Annotated in this window: 18 protein-coding genes; 3 read left to right on the top strand and 15 right to left on the bottom strand. The window is 40.5% G+C overall.

Features of this window, described 5'->3' with window-relative positions:
- Positions 1–122 precede the first annotated feature (122 nt).
- From ESA94_RS01820 to ESA94_RS01845, 6 genes are all read right to left on the bottom strand, one after another.
- Complete coding sequence (locus ESA94_RS01820; RefSeq protein ID WP_129129146.1) at positions 123–1,571, bottom strand: sialate O-acetylesterase; 1,449 nt, start codon at positions 1,569–1,571, stop codon at positions 123–125.
- 301 nt (positions 1,572–1,872) lie between these two features.
- A complete protein-coding gene (locus ESA94_RS01825; RefSeq protein WP_129129147.1) occupies positions 1,873–3,426 on the bottom strand; it encodes a glycosyl hydrolase family 28 protein in 1,554 nt (517 codons plus the stop codon).
- A gap of 185 nt (positions 3,427–3,611) precedes the next feature.
- Positions 3,612–3,851 carry a hypothetical protein gene (locus ESA94_RS01830; protein WP_129129148.1) on the bottom strand — a complete coding sequence of 80 codons (240 nt, stop codon included), beginning with the start codon at positions 3,849–3,851 and terminating at the stop codon, positions 3,612–3,614.
- Between the two features lie 239 nt (positions 3,852–4,090).
- A complete protein-coding gene (locus ESA94_RS01835; RefSeq protein ID WP_205755895.1) occupies positions 4,091–4,672 on the bottom strand; it encodes a hypothetical protein in 582 nt (193 codons plus the stop codon).
- Positions 4,673–4,674: 2 nt separating this feature from the next.
- Complete coding sequence (locus ESA94_RS01840) at positions 4,675–5,694, bottom strand: ComEC/Rec2 family competence protein (RefSeq protein ID WP_129129149.1); 1,020 nt, start codon at positions 5,692–5,694, stop codon at positions 4,675–4,677.
- A gap of 386 nt (positions 5,695–6,080) precedes the next feature.
- Positions 6,081–6,305, bottom strand: coding sequence for a helix-turn-helix domain-containing protein (locus tag ESA94_RS01845; RefSeq protein ID WP_129129150.1), 225 nt, complete (start codon positions 6,303–6,305; stop codon positions 6,081–6,083).
- A gap of 109 nt (positions 6,306–6,414) precedes the next feature.
- On the opposite strand from ESA94_RS01845, the gene ESA94_RS01850 reads away from it, so the two are divergent.
- The 3 genes from ESA94_RS01850 (at position 6,415) to ESA94_RS01860 (ending at position 7,810) form a co-directional block, all read left to right on the top strand.
- A complete protein-coding gene (locus tag ESA94_RS01850; protein ID WP_129129151.1) occupies positions 6,415–6,723 on the top strand; it encodes a hypothetical protein in 309 nt (102 codons plus the stop codon).
- 129 nt (positions 6,724–6,852) lie between these two features.
- A complete protein-coding gene (locus ESA94_RS01855) occupies positions 6,853–7,272 on the top strand; it encodes a hypothetical protein (protein ID WP_129129152.1) in 420 nt (139 codons plus the stop codon).
- A 232-nt stretch (positions 7,273–7,504) separates the two neighbouring features.
- On the top strand, positions 7,505–7,810 hold the full coding sequence (locus ESA94_RS01860; protein ID WP_129129153.1) for a hypothetical protein: 306 nt from the start codon (positions 7,505–7,507) through the stop codon (positions 7,808–7,810).
- Positions 7,811–7,884: 74 nt separating this feature from the next.
- Here the strand turns inward: ESA94_RS01860 and ESA94_RS01865 are convergent, their stop codons facing one another.
- The 9 genes from ESA94_RS01865 to ESA94_RS01905 all read right to left on the bottom strand — a co-directional run bounded on the left by ESA94_RS01865 (position 7,885) and on the right by ESA94_RS01905 (position 22,139).
- Complete coding sequence (locus ESA94_RS01865) at positions 7,885–10,476, bottom strand: hypothetical protein (protein ID WP_129129154.1); 2,592 nt, start codon at positions 10,474–10,476, stop codon at positions 7,885–7,887.
- Between the two features lie 18 nt (positions 10,477–10,494).
- Positions 10,495–11,115, bottom strand: coding sequence for a T9SS type A sorting domain-containing protein (locus ESA94_RS01870; protein ID WP_129129155.1), 621 nt, complete (start codon positions 11,113–11,115; stop codon positions 10,495–10,497).
- A 463-nt stretch (positions 11,116–11,578) separates the two neighbouring features.
- Complete coding sequence (locus ESA94_RS01875) at positions 11,579–12,529, bottom strand: hypothetical protein (protein ID WP_129129156.1); 951 nt, start codon at positions 12,527–12,529, stop codon at positions 11,579–11,581.
- A gap of 285 nt (positions 12,530–12,814) precedes the next feature.
- On the bottom strand, positions 12,815–13,237 hold the full coding sequence (locus ESA94_RS01880) for a DUF4844 domain-containing protein (protein ID WP_129129157.1): 423 nt from the start codon (positions 13,235–13,237) through the stop codon (positions 12,815–12,817).
- A 469-nt stretch (positions 13,238–13,706) separates the two neighbouring features.
- Positions 13,707–16,445: an alpha-L-rhamnosidase gene (locus tag ESA94_RS01885; RefSeq protein ID WP_129129158.1), complete on the bottom strand. Its 2,739-nt coding sequence runs from the start codon at positions 16,443–16,445 to the stop codon at positions 13,707–13,709.
- Positions 16,446–16,537: 92 nt separating this feature from the next.
- Positions 16,538–17,935 carry a family 43 glycosylhydrolase gene (locus tag ESA94_RS01890; protein ID WP_129129159.1) on the bottom strand — a complete coding sequence of 466 codons (1,398 nt, stop codon included), beginning with the start codon at positions 17,933–17,935 and terminating at the stop codon, positions 16,538–16,540.
- Between the two features lie 23 nt (positions 17,936–17,958).
- A complete protein-coding gene (locus ESA94_RS01895; protein ID WP_129129160.1) occupies positions 17,959–19,314 on the bottom strand; it encodes a right-handed parallel beta-helix repeat-containing protein in 1,356 nt (451 codons plus the stop codon).
- A 1-nt stretch (position 19,315) separates the two neighbouring features.
- Positions 19,316–20,317, bottom strand: a complete 1,002-nt coding sequence (locus ESA94_RS01900; RefSeq protein ID WP_129129161.1) for a family 43 glycosylhydrolase — start codon at positions 20,315–20,317, stop codon at positions 19,316–19,318.
- A gap of 169 nt (positions 20,318–20,486) precedes the next feature.
- Positions 20,487–22,139 (bottom strand): alpha-L-fucosidase, encoded by a 1,653-nt coding sequence (locus tag ESA94_RS01905; protein ID WP_129129162.1) that lies wholly within the window; start codon positions 22,137–22,139, stop codon positions 20,487–20,489.
- Positions 22,140–22,144 lie beyond the last annotated feature (5 nt).

The raw sequence follows: 22,144 nt of genomic DNA on the forward strand, positions 1-22,144 counted from the left end.
GAAGCAATCTCACGCAATCAAGAAATATCAAAGTCAGATTGCTTCGCCAAACAACAAGGCTCGCAAAGACGCTTCGATTGTAGCATTTCCGTCTGCCGGTATTCCTTTACTACAACACATCATTACTCTTTGCCCAAATCCCTCAACGCAACCACCTTAAAGCCCCGTTCCTTCATAAAATCAAGATACTGCGTAAACACTTCAACCGAGGTTGTATAATCAGGATGGGCAATATCCGGCACACCATGAATGGTGAATAACAATACCTGCCCCGGCTTCACTTCTTTCAATGCTTTCCATGTACGTTCCTGCAGTTTTTCTGTTGAACCCATTGTAAAGGTGGGCAACTCCAATACCGCATCAGTTGCAGGATGATAATACCTGCTTCCTCCTGCCCTTGCATAACGGTAACCCATTTCTTTCAATACCACTTGCGACAACGAATCGGCACGGTTGCCGGGATAAGCAAATGAAATGGGTTTGGGAATACTGTATCGTTTGCACATGGAATCAATATAGCCGATCTCCCGTTTCATTTCTTCACGGTTGAGTTTGGTCATGTTCTTATGATGACCGGTGTGGTTACCAATTTCAAAACCCATGTTGTGTAAAGCAGCGATCTGTTGCCAGTTCATGTAATACTGCGTATCGCTTTTTGCTTTCAAAGGCATTTCACATACAAGAAAGGTGGCATCAAAACCATATTTCTTTAACAGCGGTGCCACAATGGTATAATGACTGATCTCCGCATCATCAAAACACAACACAACAGCTGCTGGTTTTTGAACTGCTGTTGTTTTCATTTGCTGCAGTTGAAGCATGGCTGTTGCATAACGTTTACCCAACTCTCTTGCAGCTGCTGTATTGAAATGCAGACTGTCACCTTTATGTTCCAAACTGTTTGCAGAAACAACAGCAGTGTTGGCAACTTCAATCGGCAGACGATTAATTTCTTTATTGATAAAATTTACTTTGTTGAAATAACCGATCTCACCTGCAACAAAAGGAAGGTTGGGCATTTGCAGATCGCTGCGTAAACGATTCACCAATGCAACCAGTTTCTTTACATAAAGTTTTGCTCTTGCAGAATCATTATCCGATTCGCCCTGGTGCCAGAGTACGCCTTTGAGCACACCTGTTTGCATTGCCATCTTTATTCTTGCAATAGCATCATCATAAAGATGTGCTGCAAAATAACTTGCGCCCGGTTCCCATACTTTTATGGGCGAACCACCCCATGCACAAGGCACCAATGCAATTTTGATGTTCTTGTTATTGCCTTTCATCTGTTTTGCAAAACTGATCGCCGGGCCAACGCCTGCAATGGGTTTATCGAAATGCACAGGATCAGTTGCAGGCCGCCACTTGTTTTGTGAATCGAGCATGATGATCTGCGGATCGATCTGTTTGCTTTCTGCATCAACTTGTCCACGTCCGGCCATGTTACTCTGACCAATGAGCAAATACACATGCACATTGCTGTCGGATTTTGTTTGTTGCGCATGGCTGAATATCGCAAGCAGTAACAAACAAATTGTAAAGAATGATTTTATGATCTGTTGAATCTTCATATTAATAATTCATGGCCTTATTTTTTTCCTAATGGTTACAGTCTCCTCCAACACTTTTTGTCATTCCGACGAAGGAGGAATCTGCCCACTGTTGTACTACTGCCCAACAGATCCCTCGTGCCTCGGGATGACAAACAGAATGGAACTACATTGAAGTCTTCTGCATCCTTCGATAAAGAAACATTTTAAAAAACCTAAACCCATTTGCCACAGCGGAGTGTGGCGTTTCTCCCCTCCTGGGAGGTAACCAAGCATAGCGATGGTTAGGAACACAGTTCGGGGGTGGGTTTTCTCATGCTCCCTAATACACAATCCCCGTACTATTCTTCACCTCATACACCGGCTTCCCAGCATCCACCATCTTCACCTCTTCAAACCTCACCTGCTCTGCATCGTTGATCACTACTTTTGCATTTGCAGGAAGTTTGATATTACTAAACACAACATGCTTTAATTTATGTGCAGGATCGCTGAACCCGTTGATATTGATCACCGGTTCTTTTGTATTCGCCTGGCTCAGATCAATATGCTTAAACACAAAATTTTCAAACACAGGTAACACGGGTGCCGCTTCCCCATCGTTGTTATAATTCACCGCAGAAAAAATAGTGATCTTGAGTAACTGGCAATTCAGCACCGTTACATTCTTTACATAACCGCCACGGTCTTTCGTGCCTTTGATCTGCAGTCCATGCAGCAAAGCACCTGCTTTACAATCCTGCACCAGCACACCACTAACACCACCACTCATTTCGCTGCCAATGGAAATACCATGACCACGTTTAAAGTCACAATCGCTGATACGCACATTCACCGTTGGCTTGCCCACATAATAACCTTCGGGATTTTTGCCTGATTTGATGGCAATGCAATCATCGCCTGTATCGAATATGCAGTTGAAAATATAGGAGTCGATGGAAGAATCAGGATCAATGCCATCGCCATTGTGAATGCCATGTGTTTTAATCGTTAGATCATGACAACTGATATTATTGCTGTACACATAATGCAATGTCCAGCAAGGCGGCTCTGTTAATGTAAGATGATCGATGCTGACGTTCCGGCAATTCATGAGTAAGATCAAACGTCCCCTGCTGCGGATGCCTCTTGCGGCTTTGCAGGCAAGCTCCAGTTTTTTACCACCGCCTTTAATAGTGCCGCCACCGGTAATACGCAGGTTCTCTACATTGTACGAACCATCACGGTTGAGCGTACCGGCGTTGATGAGACTTGCATAAGTGTCCATCTCCCAACCTTCAAAACGGTTTTTGATGAGGGGCAGGTAATCGCTTGTATCAATGGAACCCTGCAACACAGCACCTTCTGCAATATGCAGGGTCATATTACTTTTTAAAAACAGTGCGCCCGTAACAAAGTTGCCTTTGGGAATATACAGCGTGCCGCCTGCTGTGCAGGCATCAATGGCTTTTTGAATTTGTTTTGTGTTGATGAACGTTGAATCGCTCTTTGCGCCAAAGTCGAGGATATTGTAAACCTTTCCTTTGGCTGCTGTTGTAAAGTGTAATGCAAACAGTGCTTTGCTCTTTTCGTTTTTCAACCGGAGCGAAACGGTATAACCCGTTCCGGCTTTCAACCGAAGTGAAACGGTATAACTTGCACCGGGTTTCAACCCGGTGATTCTATAATTTGTTTTGGTAGTTGATCCATGCAGTTTGCCATTGAGCTGCAGTTCGTATTCAACAGCAGTGTTGCGAAACTGTTTATCCCACAATACCACCACCGATGTTTCGGATAAGGTGCCGGGAGCAATGAGTAAGTTGTAGTTATTTGTTGGGGCAGCGAACGCTGGTACGGCCAATACAAAAAGAAGAACAACACAGAAGAAACGTTTCATACAGCAAACTTTAGCAATCGGATAAAAATAAGTTGCTTGGGAGAAAGGAACATCCTGTACTGTTACGGGAGAAGTTAATGTAAACCGATTCGTTTTTTACTGGTGCAGGTCTCCCGACCTGTACTTATCCGTTACTTATTTTGCAATAGTATGCTGTTGTTGGATTAGTAACGCTTGGACACAGGTCAGAGACCTGCGCCAGAGAGGTTAATTATTGTTTTATTTAAATTGCTTGTTTGTTTTATGTCATCAGTGTCAATCAAAAATAAATCGATGTCTGAATTTTCAGAAGCTTCTAAACGTCCGTAGCTTCCTGTTGCAAATACGCAAAGGGATGAGTCTTTTAACTGGGGTATTTGAGACATACGGTTTGAAATTTCCTTAAGTCTTAACTTGCTAAAGTCTCGATGTTTTTCTATTTCCATACTGATAAAGTTAAGGGATCAATTGCATTAAAGCTAACGTTAAAGGATTGGGAAGGTGGCTTGATTCTGAGTTCTGCCAGTCCGTTGTCGTTGCTGATTAAAGATTCTAAAGCTAAACATTTATTCTTCTGTTCGGCACCATTCGTCTGTTGAAATTGAAGGTGATTATCGAAAAAAAGTTGAAAATAAAAACGTCGCCCCGCCATATTGCCAATTCAATGTTAGCGGTAGTGCTTCTTTTATATATTATTTATTTTACAGTAAACGTTCAATACTTCTTTTGCATAATAGTAGCCACGTTGTTTACAGCGAAGCCACAATGTTAGAATAATCGGAATCAAGACAGCATAATATTTCCAGTCAGAATAATTTTTTGTCATAATTAAAATACTCCCAATAATAACAGTAGTAAGTAAGGTTCTTGAAAATGCGTAGATAGCATTAAAGTCTTCTATTCTCGAATCCTTTTGTCCATTGACATTTCTCATAGCGATCGAGAACAATTCGTCATTAGTAGCATTTGCATTAGTTGTTTTTTGAGAAAGATGCTGATGAATTTGCACATGATTATAAACTCTTATTTTCCATACTTTTTTGCCACTAAGAAGTTGTGACGATGGCTTGCCTCCCCATGTAAAAAAATAAAAATGTTCAAGCCAACTGCCAATAGTGTTTAAGACGTAGCCTAGCAAAAAAGCCAATGCTGTGTACCCAATAACAAAATCTTTGTCATAAGGTATGTTCAAAAAGTAAAGTAATCCAAGTAACATGATGAAACCTGGAACTAAAGAAGAGAATATGTCGTAAGCTTTGAATGTCATTTTTATGCGTTGTATTGTATAATACCGTATGCTTGAAATTTAGAATTATAAACTGGTTCACTCCAACCTCGATTATGCAAAAAATTGCGAGCAAATTCAAAATTCTTTACGTATAGAACTACTTTTTCAGGTGATATGTCCATTATAATATATCCAGCTTGATTGTTGGTTATTCTTAATGATGCAGCATAAGAGCTATATGCAAGATGCTTGGAACTCGCATTCCCAAATAAAGTGACCTTAGGTTTTACTGTTTTTAAAAACTCATAGCTCCTTCCAGAATCTCTGCCATGATGTGGTGCAAATAGAACATCCACATTTGCTACATCTTCTTTATGGTTAGATAAAATATATTCCCATGAGTTGTCCTCGCTATCGCCAGCAAATAGAAACTTCCATTTGCCGCCGTTGGATTTAGGCGGCGTATAAAGCAAGACATAGGAAGAGTCGTTATAATTTCCACATTCATTTGCGTTTCTCAACAGTTCAGGGGTTGGACACAAAATTTTTAGATTGTCTTCATTGTAATAAAGATTATCATTTTTAGCAAAATATGTGAGTCGTTTGGTTGTATTTACTTGCCCGTTTCTTAGTTTTCTGTAGAATTGCCAATCTTCTTTGTTATAGCCTGCAAAATTTGCATCGGCATCAATTGATTTTTTGTTATCTGTATCCCATGTATTAGTAATGCTGAACTCTGAATACAAATCTTGTATGCCATCCAGATGGTCCATATCAGGGTGTGTAATGATGAATCTAAAAATATCACTAATTCCATACTTCTTTAAGTAAAGAATTGGATTGTCGGGCGTTTTCTTTTGCCCATAGTCAATTTTATCAGTTGGAACTTGAGTTCTTAATCTCATAATTTTCCTCACTTCTGAAGCCTTCACCCGTCTTTCTTCTTCGGTGTCTATGTCGTTATAAGCATTGCTAACGTCAATAACAGAAACTCTGCGTGTATCGTGTTGAATAATATTGCAATCACCTTCAAGTACGTTCAAAAAATGGATAACTGACATTTATAGTATGATTTAATTATTTTGGGTTGTCGCTGCATTACCGCTAACAAAAATATTTATGCTATTAGACGCTACAGCTAAAAAATTAGTGCTATTGATTACTATTTATTGTTCAACATTTTGTGCCATTGTTCGCATAACCAATTCTTTCATTATCCATTCGAAACGTTTTTAAACCTACAAGCACTGAAACTTGCATTAAAAAACATTATCACTAAAATTTTCTTGTAGTATCCCGGCACATCATCCCTACTCTTCTCCTGCGCAGCAATCAAAATAAAATTGTCCGGGGTGTAGCGTGGAGTTTGGGTTAGCTCTGGCTGTTCCGGTGGTTCACGTTAGCAGTTTCACAATGCTGGCGCAGGTCTAAAATAAATAAAAAATCATCAACTTGTTTTAAAATCAACAAGTGAGGTAATGGAAATATCCAATGCCTTGGCTATTTCATAAAGTGTGTAAAGTGTAGGGTTTACTTTTCCGCTTTCCAATTTCTCAATAGCCTGCCTGTCTTTACCGCAGGCTCTTGCTAAATCTGCCTGTGTAAAACCCTTCTTTGTCCGCTGGTCAATAATTCGTTGTCCGATCTTCTTGTTTAAATCTGTTTTTTTCACAGCACAATGTGCTGAAAATAATTTTGAACATTGTCATATTAAAAGTTGACAATGTAAAATATTGTTTTTAAGTTTGTCATATTCTTTGCTGACTACTAAAAAATAACCAATGCTATACCATCAACTTCCCCCGCAATTCAACAACACACCTGTCCGTTTAAGCAAAAAGGAAGCAAAACTAGCCGGCAACTTCATCCAAAAATTTTTCGGCGCTTATCATCTCCACGAGATCCGTCGTTCACTCGCCGCACTCACCGAGATAGCCCTTACCACCAACAACACCCATTTCGAAGATGCCAAAGAAAGAGACAGCATCCTCTGGTTCTACTACGAATTGGAGATTTTCATCGAAGCCGCATGGTTTCAAAACCAGCACAGCATCAAACACAAACCAAAACCCAAAAAGAAAAACAAATAACATCTGTGTTAATCAGCGTTCATCAGTGGCCTCGTGTCAATTAGTGCCCCGTCCTCCGAAGTTTTAACGCAGGAGGGCATTCGTGGTCACCACACTTAACCCATAACTCTTAACTCATAACATTTTCCCATGACTTACTCCGAACAAGAATTCATCAAACTCCTCTTCCTCCTTTCCGACACACAACAATGGCTCACCCAAATGAGTCATGACCTATTTGCTCAGTTACCAAACTCAAGCCGCCTAAAACAAAAAAGCTATTATCTCAGCATCACAGCATTTGCACACATTATTGAAAGGCACTACTACCGCATCGAAAGACATCCAGGTACAGGTAAATTCGCCATCCCCATCCACGACATCATTCAACACATCAAAGAAGCAAAAGAAGAAACAACACAACCCGTACACGGCACATTAAATCATTACCGCACCAAAGACACAGGCACCATTATCGGTCATGAACGGAACGGCACACCCACTTCGTTCATCACCGTCATCACCTGCCCCGCAGGCAATATCATCACCGCTTTCCCCGGCATTCCTTAACTGTATTTCATCAGTGATCTTCAGTGTAATCCGTGAGCAACAGCCCCCCTCTTCTTGTCATTTCGACGTTAGGAGAAATCTGCCTGGCCTTTGCACTTCAGCAGTTCCCTCGTACCCTCGGGAAGACAACAATATTGAGCAAAAAAGCCGGTACTCCTTAACTGTATTTCATCCGTGATCTTCTGTGTAATCTGTGAGCAACCATTATTCTCATCATCTCAAAAAACATCCCATGAGCACTCTCCCCAAAACCCTCCGCAACTACAAACAACAGCTTACAGAAAACCCCACCAAACAGCAACTATGGGCAATCATTCAGGATTATATCCGCTACTATTCAGCGGAAGGCATTAAAGAAGAACTCTGGATGCTCACTATTGGTGTTCTTTCCAGCGATCACATGGATGAAGTGGAAAAAGGCCTCGACCGCCACAACCGTATTTTCTTTTACGAACACAGCCTGCTCTTTATCGATGCAGTACACCAATTGTATCAACAGCAGGAGAAGAAAAAAGCTAAACGGAAATCAAAATCGTAATACAAAACAGCCCACACAACCGTAAGCATTGTTTTCTATCTAAGCTCCATATAGAAATTTCTGGTAATCGTTGTTTACTTAGGCCTGAGTTTTAAGCGGGTAACAGCACCGCTATAAGGCATTGTGCCGAGTATTTCAATTTCAGTTTCTGTTAATGAGATAATTTGAAAATCAAAATTTTCGCCTTTAACCAAATCCAGAGCATCATCATCATCTGTATTTGTAACCCTCACTATTTTTAAGGAAGGGATATACTCCCATTTCCAGGCAAGGGGTATTGCCTCTGTTTTATTATTCCACTCTACCCGCACTATTTGGCAAGTTGAATCGTTTACTAAACTATCTCCTTTATAACTACCCTTAAAACTCCATTTAAAATCGCCGGAAGGAACAAATGTCGTGTAGATCTCTTCAAATACCATTTGATAAGATATAGTTCCGCACGGCCCCACATCGTCCGAAAAATCATTCCAGGCTCCTAATTGAAAATTCATCCATAAAGCTTCAGTAGATTTCCATGTTTGAGATTGCAGAATAGCTAAAGTGTCGAGAGCAGTTGTAGCTTTGAATATAATTACATTGCTTTTTATAGGCCAATTGCAATATTTGGCAGTAATGGTTGCTTCCATTACCTGTTCTCCTTCTTCAGGCCCCAATTTCCAATAGTAACTGATATTATCAGGAGAGGTTTCCCGTACACTTCCTGTCCCTTTAATATTTTTCCAACTTACAGAATAGTAACTCTTCGGTAAAATATCAGTGAGCCCATTTCCATATTTAACAAAGATAAACAAGGGGTATTCCAAGTCCTTGGATGGTGATCCAACTTGCTCATTATTCGAACTTACCGTAATTAAATCGGGAATTACTGTTTTTGTTGCAAATAAGTTATCTGGTGGCGTGTAGGGATGCGATATTCCAAATGTCACACCAGCTTTTACTTCTCCAGCAGTGCAAGGCATAAACCAATTAATACTGGCTTTACCTGAAAGATTTGTTTTCCCTTGGTACACAGGGCCAGAAGGAACTCTTTCAAAACCACCTCCGCCTTTCAAATCAATCCAATAAAAGTCAACACTTTTTGGATTTCCTGTTTCGTAAGGATAATACTTTGGATCTGCTTCGGTCAGAATTTCAATCTTTACGGAATCACCGGTAAAGTATTCCTGTTTTAGAGAAGTCTGGCTCTTCACGATGAAACAATCGACTGCTTTATTTTCATACAATATAGAACAGTAGTCTCGTTTTTTATCACCATTAACCCAATCAAAGTAACCAAAAGAAACTTTTTCCAACCCTTCTAACTGTTTATACAGGTTAATGACTTTAAACACGTATTTAAAAAATTTGAAAAAAGGATTCACATCATTATTGCAATCCACCAGGGTTGTATAAGTTTCAGTCAAAAACGGATCGTACACATCCTTAATTAAATTTGTTTTAGGATTCAATGCAACAGCTGAACTGATATGTGATTTCAAGCTTGAGATAACCGCACTTCTGCAATCATTGTTGGTAATGTTAGAAATATCAGGGCTAATAAGTTCAAACAAGGTCATTGTTAGTTCGTACGTGTTTTCATCCAATGCAAGTTTATCTTCATCTGAATTGTCAAAAGCAAGACCACTTCTGAGCCTTATTTCGTATTTGGTGTTTTGATAACCGAATGAACTCAAATCAAATGTTCTGATAAAATCCATATCATCCTTGTCTAATTTATATTCGGCTGGCCTCCCATATTTTAAAAAACTTGAGTTATACAAGATCGATCCGGCAACCATAAACGGCTTTACATTGATATTCTCCGGCATTTTGTAAATACCACCTACAAAAGTATAACTTCCCAAATTGTCAACCGCCACAGTAGAACCGGTAATGCGGAATTGTGGTTTCCCTTCCGCATTACGAAGTCTTATTTTATTATAATCCCTTTTAAGTAGAACTAAAGAAGCGTCAGCAAGATCTTTATTGGTTTCTGAAAAAAGCTTTCCGCTTCCTTTTATCACTTTATTTATTTCATCCTGTAATTTTTGAAACGACGTATCTGACTTAAATTGATTTATCAGCGTTGGCTTTTTTTCTGTTGCAATTGGTTTTTGAAATGGGTAGATCATTAAAAGGGCAATACCAGTTGATTCTGTAGTAATTAAGTATTGTGTTTGGCTACCTATAAAATAACCTAACATTAAAATATCTCCTTTACCATCTACTGCAAATAACAAATTCTCTTTTATTGTGTCGGCAATAAGTAATTCAAAACTGCTATCCTGTCTTATCTTACAACTATCCAGCGTAGAAAATGCAGTTAAACTTTCAGGGTTTATTACTGAGCCGGAAGGCAATACTATTTTGCCCGTTATTAACCTTGCACTTATAATAGCTTTATCCTGGATAAACGCCGCTTTAACACCGCTATATATGGGAGAACATCCTTGCTCAGTAATTTTAGCTCTGTAATAAGTTGTCTTAGAGGGCTGTGTCGTAAAGTTAGCGGTTGAAGCGCCTGTAATATTGGTCCATGTTATTTTATCGTACGATTGTTCCCACTGAACGTCTCCACGATAATTATCTAGTTTTAAAGTAAAATCTTTTGTTTGCGCCTCAACAACACCCGCACTCACCAATGCCAAACAAAAAAATAACCAATGAACAAATTGCTTTCTCATCTTCTTGTGGTTTAGGTATTATTGAACAATTATTTTATAAGCAGTATTGATCTTTGTGCTCGTAAACTTCAGCAGGTAAAGCCCTTTCGAAAACGAACCCAGTTCAATCGTTTGATTGAGCGTTGCAGTTCCATTCACCTGTCTTGCATACACTTTCCGGCCATGCACATCATACAATTCAAGCAACAATAATTTATCAGCGAATGCTCTGCTTGTTCTGATATAAATACGATCACTTACCGGGTTTGGAAATATGCGCAAACCATACAAAGCAGAAAATTCATCAACAGATGTAGCAAATGAAACTTTCAGATTCACTGCCGAAGTTTTTATACAACCCAAACCATCATTAATGGTTAACGTATAAGTAATATCCTGGTTAACGGTTGCCGTTGGGTGAGAAATATCCGTTTTATCAAGTCCGGTAGCTGGCGACCATGCATAAGTGTAAGTACCGGAACCTCCACTTGCTGGTGAAATTCCTCCTAATACGATCGAACTGCCTTTAATAACAGTACTGTCTTTGCCGGCATCCGCTTTCAGTAACGGGAGTTGATTAACTGTAAATTGAATAACTGATTGTGCTTTTGTTGAGGAAATAAAACACAGAAATACAAAAGCAAGATAGAGTTGCTTCATAATGCAGAGTTTTGGGAAAGAACAAGATATTTACAAATAGAGGCAATTCCAATACCGCCAAAGGAGTATTTTCCCCCTGTTTTTTTCTAAATCAGTGGAGTCTTTTGCAGCTTTGTTTCCGTTAGTGAAGAGAGCACTTATAATGGATGTTAAAACTCCCTTCCAGCCTCACCGCCTTCCCGGCCTTGGCAATTACCCATTGCCTATTGTTTAGTGCCCACACCCTTCGTTGTTAAAGGCAGGATACTCCCACTTTACTACCAAGATAAAGCGTATCGGCAGTATAAATCCAACAGAAAAACCCTTGCCCAAACCAAAAACACTTACAACATCATCATTACTTTCCAGGGCCTGCCATAGCTCTTTTTATCTGTGGCTCTCCTGTGCAATCCATGAGCTATATTGAATAACAAAAAAGGCCGCAACAATTGTCACGGCCATTTTTTTATAAGTTCATCAAAAATTATGGGCACGTTGTACTAAATGAGTTCGAAGAACCACCTTGAGTAAGGATCGCAGAGTTGACCTGCGTTTCCTTTAATATTTCACCTAACAGCCCGGCACTGTTAATAGTGCCGATATTCGGCCAGTATGCGTATGGCTTGTTAATAGGAAGGCCGCCCAATAACAAGATATTTACAGCGTAATCCACATTGTTATTATAAAAAAAATGATAAGTTGGGAAAACAGTTAAGCTATGCCTGGCATAATTTAGAATATTTGCAAATTGTGTGCTGTTAACACCAAATGTCAATGCCACATCATAAGACTTGTTACTCTTATCAAGCAATACTCCCGTTGCAGTTTGAGTGCTGTTTTCATTTACAGGAGAAGAGGGATAAAAACCAAATACCCGTGTATAAGAGCCTTGCTGAATTTCAATAAAAACATCACCAACATTTGCGGTTGAGCTACCTAAGTCCTGCCATAACTGGTCAGTATTGGCAGTTGGCTGGTCAACGTAAACAGTGATAGTTGCTGAACTGTTAGGATCAAGGCATTTAAAGTAATCGTGTATACTGCTGATGCTGCTGCCATTTAAAGAATTGAAGGTTGAGGTGTTGGTTCCCCATAATGCTGTTCCTCCTGAACCATTGGGTGGTGCAGTGCCGGATGAAGGTGATACTGACCTGCAAACGGTGTATGAAACGTTCGTATAAGCTGCATACCATTGACCATATTGGTTTTGCTTTAATTCCCAGGTATAATCATTTACTTCATGACATTCAACATCAAAAATGTCTGTTGATTCTTCCCCCGGAGATTGTACCAGCTCATCCTTAGCTTGGTGCTTTTCTTCTAACGATGATTTTTGGCAGCTGGTAATAATACTGCTAATGGAAATCATGAGCAGGAATAAAACTTGTAACGTCTTAATTGAGAAGCGGTTTTTGCTTTGCTTTTGTAAATTCATAGATTTTTTTTTAAATATATGGCTTGGGAACTATGTATTGTCAGAAAATTTAATAAGTGTGGGGTTTTAGGAATAACTGTTCCCGTGGATAGCTAATCAGGGGTTTATTCACTCACCTGTATAGCTATTTTAGGACTAGACAAAAGGCAGGATACTCCCACCTTAAAGCATAGATAAAGCATAGATAAAGCGTACATAAAGCGTATCAGACGTATAAATCCGACAGGGTTCAACTCCGTTTCCGGGCCAGATAAGGTCACTCCCATATCACTCACAATGGGGATATCAAATTGAATTGGGAGGAAGAAGGTCTTTTAAATTGACACCCGCATTTTTAGCCAGTTTTTCCAGCTGTTGCAGCAGCTTTTCCTCCATTGAAATGCTGTTGTCTTCCACATCAATACCAAGTATATCGCCTATTTGGCCATACAACTCATAACAAAACTCTCTGTCTTCAGTATCTAAAGGATGGTCTTCAATTTTATCAAGCGAGTTGCGGACTGTTTCTTTCAGATCCGCATCAGTAATACTTGCTTGCTTCAGTTGTTGTAAAAGCTCCGTACAGAAGGCATTCATTTCGGCATTAACAAGGGTCTTGGTTTCTTCCGTTGAATTTTCTACAGCCGGTTGCAAATATTGGTACTTCACAAATTTATCAGCAGCAATAAATGTTTCAAGCCCTGCTCTGATTTCTTCGATATTGTTCATATGCTTGCTTGTTTCGTTATCATTTGTTTCCTGCCGGTAAGACGGGAAGACGAAAAGCCTTTCTTCTAAGTCCCGGGGGCGGCTAAGGCCAGACCCCGGGCTGGCGTTGATTAATCAACCTGCTTCACATAGGATGTTTGTGCAGGCAGTAAAGCAATTAATTACAGTAGCAGAAAAGCTAAATCAGGGCGCAAACCGAAAACCAGGTTGTATATTGGTTTTCGGGGTCTTTTTTGTTTCTTTTTGGACAAGCAAAAAGAAAAGAAAGAAGCTTGAAGTTGCACGATCAACATGCAAATTCCCACTTAACCTGTAACACATAAACTCTTCTGTTTATCTGTTGTAATGTTGCCCAACAGATCCCTCGTACCTCGGGAAGACAAGCAACATGCAGCAGCAGAACAGCTATTGAACTGATGAGCAAAGACAAAATCAGTATTTATCTTTCTGATCCGTGTCATCTGTGTTTCTATTGCTTCGCTGTATACGCCGTACTAAACTCATATTTCCCCGAACCAACTTTCACTACCACATATTCTTTCGCCTTACCAACTACTTCAATCTCTTTGACTAACGCTAACGGCTGACCGCTTTCCAGCACATCGGTTGCAGCAGCTGCAGGAATATAAATGGTGGCCGTTGTGTTGGCCGGAACGAATGCATGCAGGGTCAATTTTCCATTCTCAATTTTCCAACCACTGCTGAGTGTACCATATTGTGTAATGTAATCGGCATATGCATGTGTAAACTTACCACCGATATGTGGCTTGATGCGGATCTGTTTGTAACCAACTGTTCCGTCTTCCACATCAATACCCACCATTACACGATACATCCAGTCGCCAATGGCACCGTATGCATAATGGTTGAAGGAGTTCATGGTAATGGCCTGGAAATCGCCGTTGGTGCGGATACCATCCCAACGTTCCCAAATGGTAGTGGCGCCTTTTGTTACCGGATACAACCACGATGGATAGGTTTTCTGCAACAGCAAGGTGTAAGCCACATCGCTATAACCATAACGACTCAACACATGACAGAGATAAGGCGTTCCTAAAAATCCGGTGGTTAAATGATTACCGTATTGTTTGATGTTGTTCACCAAACGATCGGCCGCCTGCTGACGTAATGCTTCAGGAAACAGATCGAACTGCAAAGCGAGTACATACGATGTTTGTGTGTTGCTCATGGTGGCACCATTGGGCGTTGTGTATTCTTTTAAGAACGCTGTTTTGATGCGTTGCAGTAAGGCGGTGTAAGTTGCCACATCATCGGCCTTGCCTAATTCCTTTGCTGCATTGATGAGTAACTGTGTAGAGTAAGCGTAAAAGCATTGTGCAATTAAATATTTATTGGTGATGGCTGCATTGCCATCGTTATCATCGGCCATGGTATAAAACAACCAATCGCCGAAATGACTGCCGGTATTCCACAGGTCGTTCTTGCTTTTGCTTTGCATATAACCCACCCATGCTTTCATACTGCTGTACTGGTTTTCTAAAATGCGTTTATCGCCATACACCAAATACATTTCCCATGGAATGATGGTTGAAACATCGGCCCAGCCTGCACTGCCGCCTGCTGCCCATCCTTCTTCGCCCAATACATTCGGAATAACATGTGGTATGCTGCCGTTTTTAATTTGATCGGCCGACACATCTTTCATCCATTTGGTAAAGAAATTATTGACGCCACGTAAGAATGTTGCAGTGCGGAAGAATGCTTGTGCATCACCTGTCCAGCCCATGCGTTCATCACGCTGCGGACAATCGGTTGGCACATCTACGAAATTTCCTCTCAATCCCCATTCAATATTATGCTGCAGTTGATTGATGAGGGAATCGGATGAAGTGAAGCTGCCTGTTTGCTGCATAGCCGAATACAAAGCAATGGCTGTAAAATTCTGTGGTTGCAATTCAGTTGCAACACCTTCTACTTTTATGTAACGGAAACCAAAGAAGGTGAAATGCGGTTCAAAGATTTCTTCGCCATTTCCTTTGAGTATATACACAGCCTGTGCTTTTGCATTACGCAGATTCTCGGTGTAAAAATTTCCGTTCTTGTCTAACACTTCTGCATGCGATACTTTGATGGTATCGCCTGCTTTGCCTTTTACTTTTAACTGCACCCAACCCACAAGGTTTTGTCCGAAGTCGATCACTTTTTCTTTTTTGGGTGTAGTGATGACTTTTAATGTTGCAAATGTTTCGTGTTTTTTGATGGGCTCGTTATAAGTGGCTACTAAAATATCTTTTGATGCGTTGGATGTTTTTACTGCAGACCAGTTCTTGTCATCATAGCCTGCAACTGTCCAGCCAATCTTTTCTTTTGTTGCATCCACCACTTCACCTTGATAAATTCCATTGGAGCGGATGGCACCGGTTGATGATTTCCAGCTTGCATCAGAAGCAATGGTTGCTGTTGTTCCATCGGTATAAACGATATCGAGCTGAAGCAAGAGTGCAATATCTTTTCCGTAAATATTTCTGCGGTGATCGAATGAGAAGTTACCACGATACCAACCATCGCCCAATGTAACAGCAATAGCGTTGGCGCCATCTTTCAACAGATTGGTTACATCGTATGCCTGGTATTGCAGGCGTTTGTTATAACTCGTCCAGCCGGGTGTGAGATAAGCATCTCCAACACGTTTGCCATTGATCTGTGCTTCGTACAAACCATGTGCAGTGATGTAGGCTGTTGCTGATTTTATTTTTTTTCCGGTGCTGAATTCTTTGCGCATGAGTGGTGCTGCAAATTCTTTGTCTTCGGTATAGCCGGGTTCGATCCATTGTGCTTTCCAGTCTGTTGGTTTTAATAAACCCATTTGCCAATGATTCACTGCACTCCATGCTGATGCTTTACCATTATTATCCCACACACGCACCTGCCAGTAATATTTTTTTCCTGCTGTCAACGCAGCGCCTTTGTAGGGTACATGAATGGATTGATTGAAACTGATCTTTCCGCTTGCCCAGCTGCTGCCTTTTGTTAGTGCTGCTACATCTTCTGCTACTCTTATTTCATACGCTGTTTGTGCAATATTCCGTTGATCGGAAATTAATTGCCAGCTGAAGTATGGTTGCACAACATCAAGCCCGATGGGATTGCTGAGGTTTTCTGTTTTGAGATGATCGAGTTTTACCTGTGCAAGCAGGGATAAGGTGATGCATTGAAAAGCGAGAAGGAGCAAGCTTATTTTTCTCATATCAATTGTAATTTATTTAAAGGTCTTGTTTTTTTGCTGCTTTGAATTGCCCCGGGCTTAAGCCCGGGGCAATTCAAAGCAGCTAAATATATCTATTCAACAACTACAACATTGTTAATCGAAATATAATGGCCTTTGCTTCCTGACAATCGTCCCGACTTTTCTTTCCACCACCATTTTTCGCCCAATACTTTTACGGTAACAGTGTACGTATCTTTTTTCATTGACGGACTCATAAACTTCGTTTGCAGTCTGGCATATTTCGAATAAAAATCTACATTGGAAGTGAGTACGGTTTCGCCTTTGCTGTTTTTGATGATGATGCTGGCATAACCACCATCTGGCCTCGACAATCCATAAATACCGATCTGTGTTGCTTTTACCGTGACGGAGAAGGAAGCACCTTTTTCATCAGTACTTTTTAGAGACAATGTATCATTCTCCCAGTTACCATTGTACACAATTCGTTTATCAGCAGCGTCAATCGTTTTTCCTTTAATGATTACAGGTGCAGCAATGCCTGTTTGCTGATCGATCTTCCATGCTTCCCAGAATTGAATCAATGAAACAGTATAACCCGAAACCGATAACGGCTGCCACACATACGTAGCAGCTGTTGTTTGTTTGGGAAACGACCAACGATCGCCCATGAACATATAGGTTGTTTCTTTTGAACCTTCAATGGGTAATACAAATGTTGTTTGTGAATTCCAGGTAAGCGTTCCTTCCGGCGCAAAGAATCCTCTCTTTATCCACGGGCCTTTTAATGAAGTGGCGGTGAAATAATAATTATCATTCCGCTCCCATCCCGTCAGATCAGAACCAAGGAAATAATATAAACTGTCTTTATGAAAAATAGCAGGCGATTCAAAACCTCTTTCAAATGCTTTGTTCACCTGTTCGCTGATGCTTTTATAATCATCATTTAATTTGTAAATATCACCACCATGCAACAACACATAACCGCTGCCGTCTTTATCCTGGAATGTGCCCATGTCCCATTTCTTAATGGGCTTGCCATTAAATAACAATGGACCATGAAATGTATAAGGCCCGGTGATATTGGTTGCAGTTGCATAACCTACAAACTGGTCAACATAACCCAGTGTATCTGCATGCATGTACATGATGTATTCACCTGTTGATGGACATTTCATCACTTTGCAACGTTCGCCTACACGGTTTGGCCCAAGCTTACCCACTGTTTGTTGTGGCAAGGCAATGCGTTCAAATTTCCAGTTATAAAGATCAGTTGACGAATAACAATTGAAGCCAACGAAGTCGTTGCTGCTATCGTCGTGACGTTCGCCAAACAAATAATATTTGCCGTTCTCTTTTATAATGTTAGCGCCATGTGCACTTACGGTATTTCCTTTTTCATCGTACCAGGGAACGCCGGAGACGATGGCGGTGTTTTTCTTTTGTGCAGATGAATCGATTTCAGCAAAACAAAAAAGAAACAACAAGATCAGCTTGCACAACAGCTTCATGTGATTTTTATTTAAGAGCATCTTTATTTCATTACTTCAAAACATCCAAGGTCTGGTGCTTTGCCTTTGAAGGGCAACCCAACATTCACACCTTTATCAATTAAAACACTTCCCGGTTTTAATCGCATAAAATCAATATCAGGCAAACTGCCATCCGGTTTTCTTGGAGCAGTTAGAAGCGATGTATCCAGGCTGATAAAATCTTCTTTAGATATCCTGATCTCATTATTCAAAAAACTATTGTATTCAATTGTACATCTTGCCGGATCATAGTTTGTAATATCATTACTTGCCGAACGTGGTGAAAAACTGATATTGTTTTTTAACACATGATCGTAACCCGGCCCATCAACAAGATATTCTGTTTCTAACTTTCCTTTTCGATTTAGCATGTTATAGTTGCTGCCGTTTTGATAAGCAGTATTGTTAAACCAATCACTTCCATTCAGGTGATGATTGGAATAAAACCCATTGGCCTTATTCATTACAGAAAGACAATTGCGGATGCTGTTTCTTGGAATAACAGGAGGAAGCAGGTTTGGAGCTCTTGCACCATAACCACCGGCTTTAAATCCATTACCATCTGCACGACTAATAAAACCAACAGAATAACCATTATAAAACGCCCAGCAATTTTCAAATACCGTTGATTCAAATGCAGAGATACAATCATATCCATCATCACTGTTTAGCCATGCCCTGCATCCCCTGAAAACATTATTGACACTTCCCGCCGAAGGATGATTACCAAATCCATCTACATTACCACCGTTTCTTCCACCTCCTCCCTGCGATACATAATCATAGTTTCTGTAAGCATCACAATTGAGAATAAGATTATTGGAGCCCGCTGTTAGAAAGAAGCCAATGGCTTGCCCATCATGCATGTTTAACTGCTCGTATATATTGTTGCTGCCACCATCGTTTGAAAAGCAAATGGATTGTGTATTCACATTTGTAATGGTTACTTGCACACCAACTACTTCCAAGCCTTTGAAATGAAGCCAGGAGCCTGTAACCTCAAATGCATGTACACGATAATTTGCCGGCTTGATATTGCTGAAATCAAAAACTGGTTTTTCATCTGGATATGCCCAATAGTTGATGCGTTTATTTTCAGTTCCACTTTTATCCAACAAAATAACATAGGCCCAGATCCTTGTATAAGTAGCGATCTGCGATTCCTGCATCATGTATGTTCCGCCACGTATATAAACAGTATCGCCTGCAGAAACAAGTGATTGAGCTTTTTGTATGCTTTGCAAAGGTTTCTCTTTTGTACCCGGGTTTGCATCATTTCCATTTGTTGCTACATAAAAAACGGATGCATGTGAAACAGCGCAACTCAACAACCCAATAAAAACTGCAATGAATTTCATTTTATTTTTTTAATTGAATGATAACCGGTTCATTACGATCGCAGACAACTTCACCGTTTACATATTTCAACTCGGCCAATTGTATCACACTTCGTTTATCATCAAACGAACCTCTTGGAGCAGGATTGGCTTTACTTCTTCCGGGGTGAGTGAAATAATAAACATAGGCTTTACCATTGTTTATGATCACATCACAATGCCCACCAATGGCCTGGTCGTCTTTTCTTTTGCCGGGATTTTCTAAAATGCGGTTGGGTTGTTTTGTCCACTTTAACAGATCATCAGACGAGTACACTTCCATTCCTTTCCATGCATCCACGATCATAAAATATTTTCCCTGCCAATAAAATGTTTTAGGCCCCTCGCCTCTTGCTGCAATGGCCTTGCCTTTATCCACCCAATTGTACAGGTCTTTGCTGTCGGCATAATAAATACTCTTCCCATCTTTCTCATTATTGTACCACATGCGGAAAGTTGTATCGTTGATCTTGTACACCGATGCATCAATGACCTTTTCATTCACCAGTTTTAATGTTGATTGATAATTCCAATCTTTCAGATTCTTACTTGTGAGATGAACGATCACTCTCGGATGATTCCAGTCTTTGAATGTGCCAGGCACGTAGGTGAGATACATGTGATACGTTCCTTTGTGTTCAATTACATCAGGCGCCCAATGTGTATAACCTGCATCAGGACGATAATTGACGTTTGCTGTATCAACATATTTCCATTGTACACCATCATTACTTTCAGCGATACCAATCCGTGTGCCATGCACCCATTGCACTGTTGAATCTTCTATTGAAGCACGACGATTGGTGTACAGCATCCACCATTTCTTTTTTGCTTTGTTGTAGATGATCACGGGATCGGCAGCGCCATGATAAACAGGATCATCGAACAAAGGTTTTGGCACAGTGTTGTTTTGTGCTGAAGAAGTTTGAACCACGAAGGCACAAAGAACACAAAGAATCACAAAGGAGAATTTTAATTTCGTCATTTTGATACAGCTTTTGTTTGCCCGTCTGACGCCCTCGTCTGACGGATTTTAATCACCCTTGCCAACCCACCCCTTTTTATCAATCCAATTTGTAAGTTGTAGCCGCCCCTCCCAGGAAGGGATTGACATGCTGTTTGTTCATCACTCATTATTAATCATTCATCACTCATCAACTAATTATCTTCAACGCATTTGCATAAAACTCTGCAGCCCTGTTCTCTGGAAATGTTACAAGCAATCCATCAACTGTTTGTTCAAATGCAAGTGATTGTTTTGTGCTCAGCAATTCAACTTTGCTGATTTTCTTTTTGTAATGCTTGCTATTGCTGCCAAGATTTTTAATCATCACTTTTCCATTCTCCGGCCAGCCCATTACTGTTGCATACAATACATCTCCTTTTGTAACAAAACGAATATCTGCAGCTTCAAAAGGTTTTCCTTTGCCTTCGTTAAAACCTTGCGCTGATAATGGCGCTGTGTTTTCCAGTGCAGGCCCTTCACCAAAAATGGTCCAAGATCTTGTATCGTAAATACTTTCACTATTTGCTTTCATCCAACGGCCGATCTCTTCAACGATCTTTCGTTCATCACTATCAATGGTACCATTTCCTTTAACAGGTACGCTTAACATCAGGTTCCCATTCTTGCTCACCACATCAACCAATGTATGCACAACTGTTTTTGCAGACTTGTAACGATGATTATCGAAAATGGGCTTGTTGTAATGCCAGCTGCCGATGCAGGTATCGGTTTGCCAGGGCAATGGTTCAATGCTGTTGCTTTGGCCACGTTCAATATCCCATACCATACATTTACGTTGCTGCTCATTCAATATTTTACCATTGATGACAGCCTGCAATGATCCTTTTGTCTTGATACTTTTATTATATAGATGAGCAGCGATCTTCAATCCCACATCACTAATAGGATATAACGGCAATACCGTATCATCGAAATAAACAACATCAGGATCGTATTTGTCAATAAGATCAATGGTGCGTTTAAAAAATTTATCACAGTAGGCTTTATCCGGAACACTCACACCAGCACCCCAATCCCACTGCGCATGGATCACTGCATTATCAGTACTTTCTTTACTTAACGGATGATTTTGTGCATAGAGTTCCTGCGGATCCAATCCTTCCCACCATTTTCCTTTGCCATCTTTCTTTGTGAGTTTACCATCGTAGGGAATTCCTGCTTTCGGTCCGTTTTTATCCGATCGTTGTGCTGTTTCGTACCAGCTCCATGCATGCGCCGCATGTACACTCACACCAAAATACAATCCCTGTTTGCGTGCAGCTTTAGCCCAACCTCCAACCAGATCTTTCTTCGGTCCTATTTTGGTTGAATTCCATTTGTGATATTTACTGTCGTACAAATCGAAATTATCATGATGGTTGGCCAGTGCCATAAAATATTTGGCACCTGCATTTTTATATAATTCCAATAACTCTTCAGGGTTCCATGCTTCTGCTTTCCATTTGTTGATCACATCTTTAAAACCAAACGCCGAAGGATGACCATACTTTTCTACATGATAGTTGTACTTGCCATTTCCTTCCATGTACATCTCCCGTGCATACCAATCGCCAAACTCGGGTTCGCATTGCGGTCCCCAATGTGCCCAGATTCCAAACTTTGCATTGCGATACCAATCGGGAGTTTTGTATTGCTGCAATGAATTCCAATTTGACTGAAAAGGTCCGTCTGCAATTCGTAATTCATCTGATGAAAAAAAAGAGGCAGCATCTGCATGTTGTGCCAACCAGATTGCGGGCACAGATGCAGCCAGTTGTTTGATGAGGGCTCTGCGGTTCATGTTCA

The organism is Lacibacter luteus, assembly GCF_004118265.1.
Taxonomy (GTDB): Bacteria; Bacteroidota; Bacteroidia; order Chitinophagales; family Chitinophagaceae; genus Lacibacter; species Lacibacter luteus.

What these genes read in the sequence shown, in the direction of transcription:
- ESA94_RS01820 (WP_129129146.1), bottom strand. Translation starts at nt 1,571, where the DNA reads ATGAAGATTCAACAGATCATAAAATCATTCTTTACAATTTGTTTGTTA.
- ESA94_RS01825 (WP_129129147.1), bottom strand. Translation starts at nt 3,426, where the DNA reads ATGAAACGTTTCTTCTGTGTTGTTCTTCTTTTTGTATTGGCCGTACCA.
- ESA94_RS01830 (WP_129129148.1), bottom strand. Translation starts at nt 3,851, where the DNA reads ATGGAAATAGAAAAACATCGAGACTTTAGCAAGTTAAGACTTAAGGAA.
- ESA94_RS01835 (WP_205755895.1), bottom strand. Translation starts at nt 4,672, where the DNA reads ATGACATTCAAAGCTTACGACATATTCTCTTCTTTAGTTCCAGGTTTC.
- ESA94_RS01840 (WP_129129149.1), bottom strand. Translation starts at nt 5,694, where the DNA reads ATGTCAGTTATCCATTTTTTGAACGTACTTGAAGGTGATTGCAATATT.
- ESA94_RS01850 (WP_129129151.1), top strand. Translation starts at nt 6,415, where the DNA reads ATGCTATACCATCAACTTCCCCCGCAATTCAACAACACACCTGTCCGT.
- ESA94_RS01855 (WP_129129152.1), top strand. Translation starts at nt 6,853, where the DNA reads ATGACTTACTCCGAACAAGAATTCATCAAACTCCTCTTCCTCCTTTCC.
- ESA94_RS01860 (WP_129129153.1), top strand. Translation starts at nt 7,505, where the DNA reads ATGAGCACTCTCCCCAAAACCCTCCGCAACTACAAACAACAGCTTACA.
- ESA94_RS01865 (WP_129129154.1), bottom strand. Translation starts at nt 10,476, where the DNA reads ATGAGAAAGCAATTTGTTCATTGGTTATTTTTTTGTTTGGCATTGGTG.
- ESA94_RS01870 (WP_129129155.1), bottom strand. Translation starts at nt 11,115, where the DNA reads ATGAAGCAACTCTATCTTGCTTTTGTATTTCTGTGTTTTATTTCCTCA.
- ESA94_RS01875 (WP_129129156.1), bottom strand. Translation starts at nt 12,529, where the DNA reads ATGAATTTACAAAAGCAAAGCAAAAACCGCTTCTCAATTAAGACGTTA.
- ESA94_RS01880 (WP_129129157.1), bottom strand. Translation starts at nt 13,237, where the DNA reads ATGAACAATATCGAAGAAATCAGAGCAGGGCTTGAAACATTTATTGCT.
- ESA94_RS01885 (WP_129129158.1), bottom strand. Translation starts at nt 16,445, where the DNA reads ATGAGAAAAATAAGCTTGCTCCTTCTCGCTTTTCAATGCATCACCTTA.
- ESA94_RS01890 (WP_129129159.1), bottom strand. Translation starts at nt 17,935, where the DNA reads ATGAAGCTGTTGTGCAAGCTGATCTTGTTGTTTCTTTTTTGTTTTGCT.
- ESA94_RS01895 (WP_129129160.1), bottom strand. Translation starts at nt 19,314, where the DNA reads ATGAAATTCATTGCAGTTTTTATTGGGTTGTTGAGTTGCGCTGTTTCA.
- ESA94_RS01900 (WP_129129161.1), bottom strand. Translation starts at nt 20,317, where the DNA reads ATGACGAAATTAAAATTCTCCTTTGTGATTCTTTGTGTTCTTTGTGCC.
- ESA94_RS01905 (WP_129129162.1), bottom strand. Translation starts at nt 22,139, where the DNA reads ATGAACCGCAGAGCCCTCATCAAACAACTGGCTGCATCTGTGCCCGCA.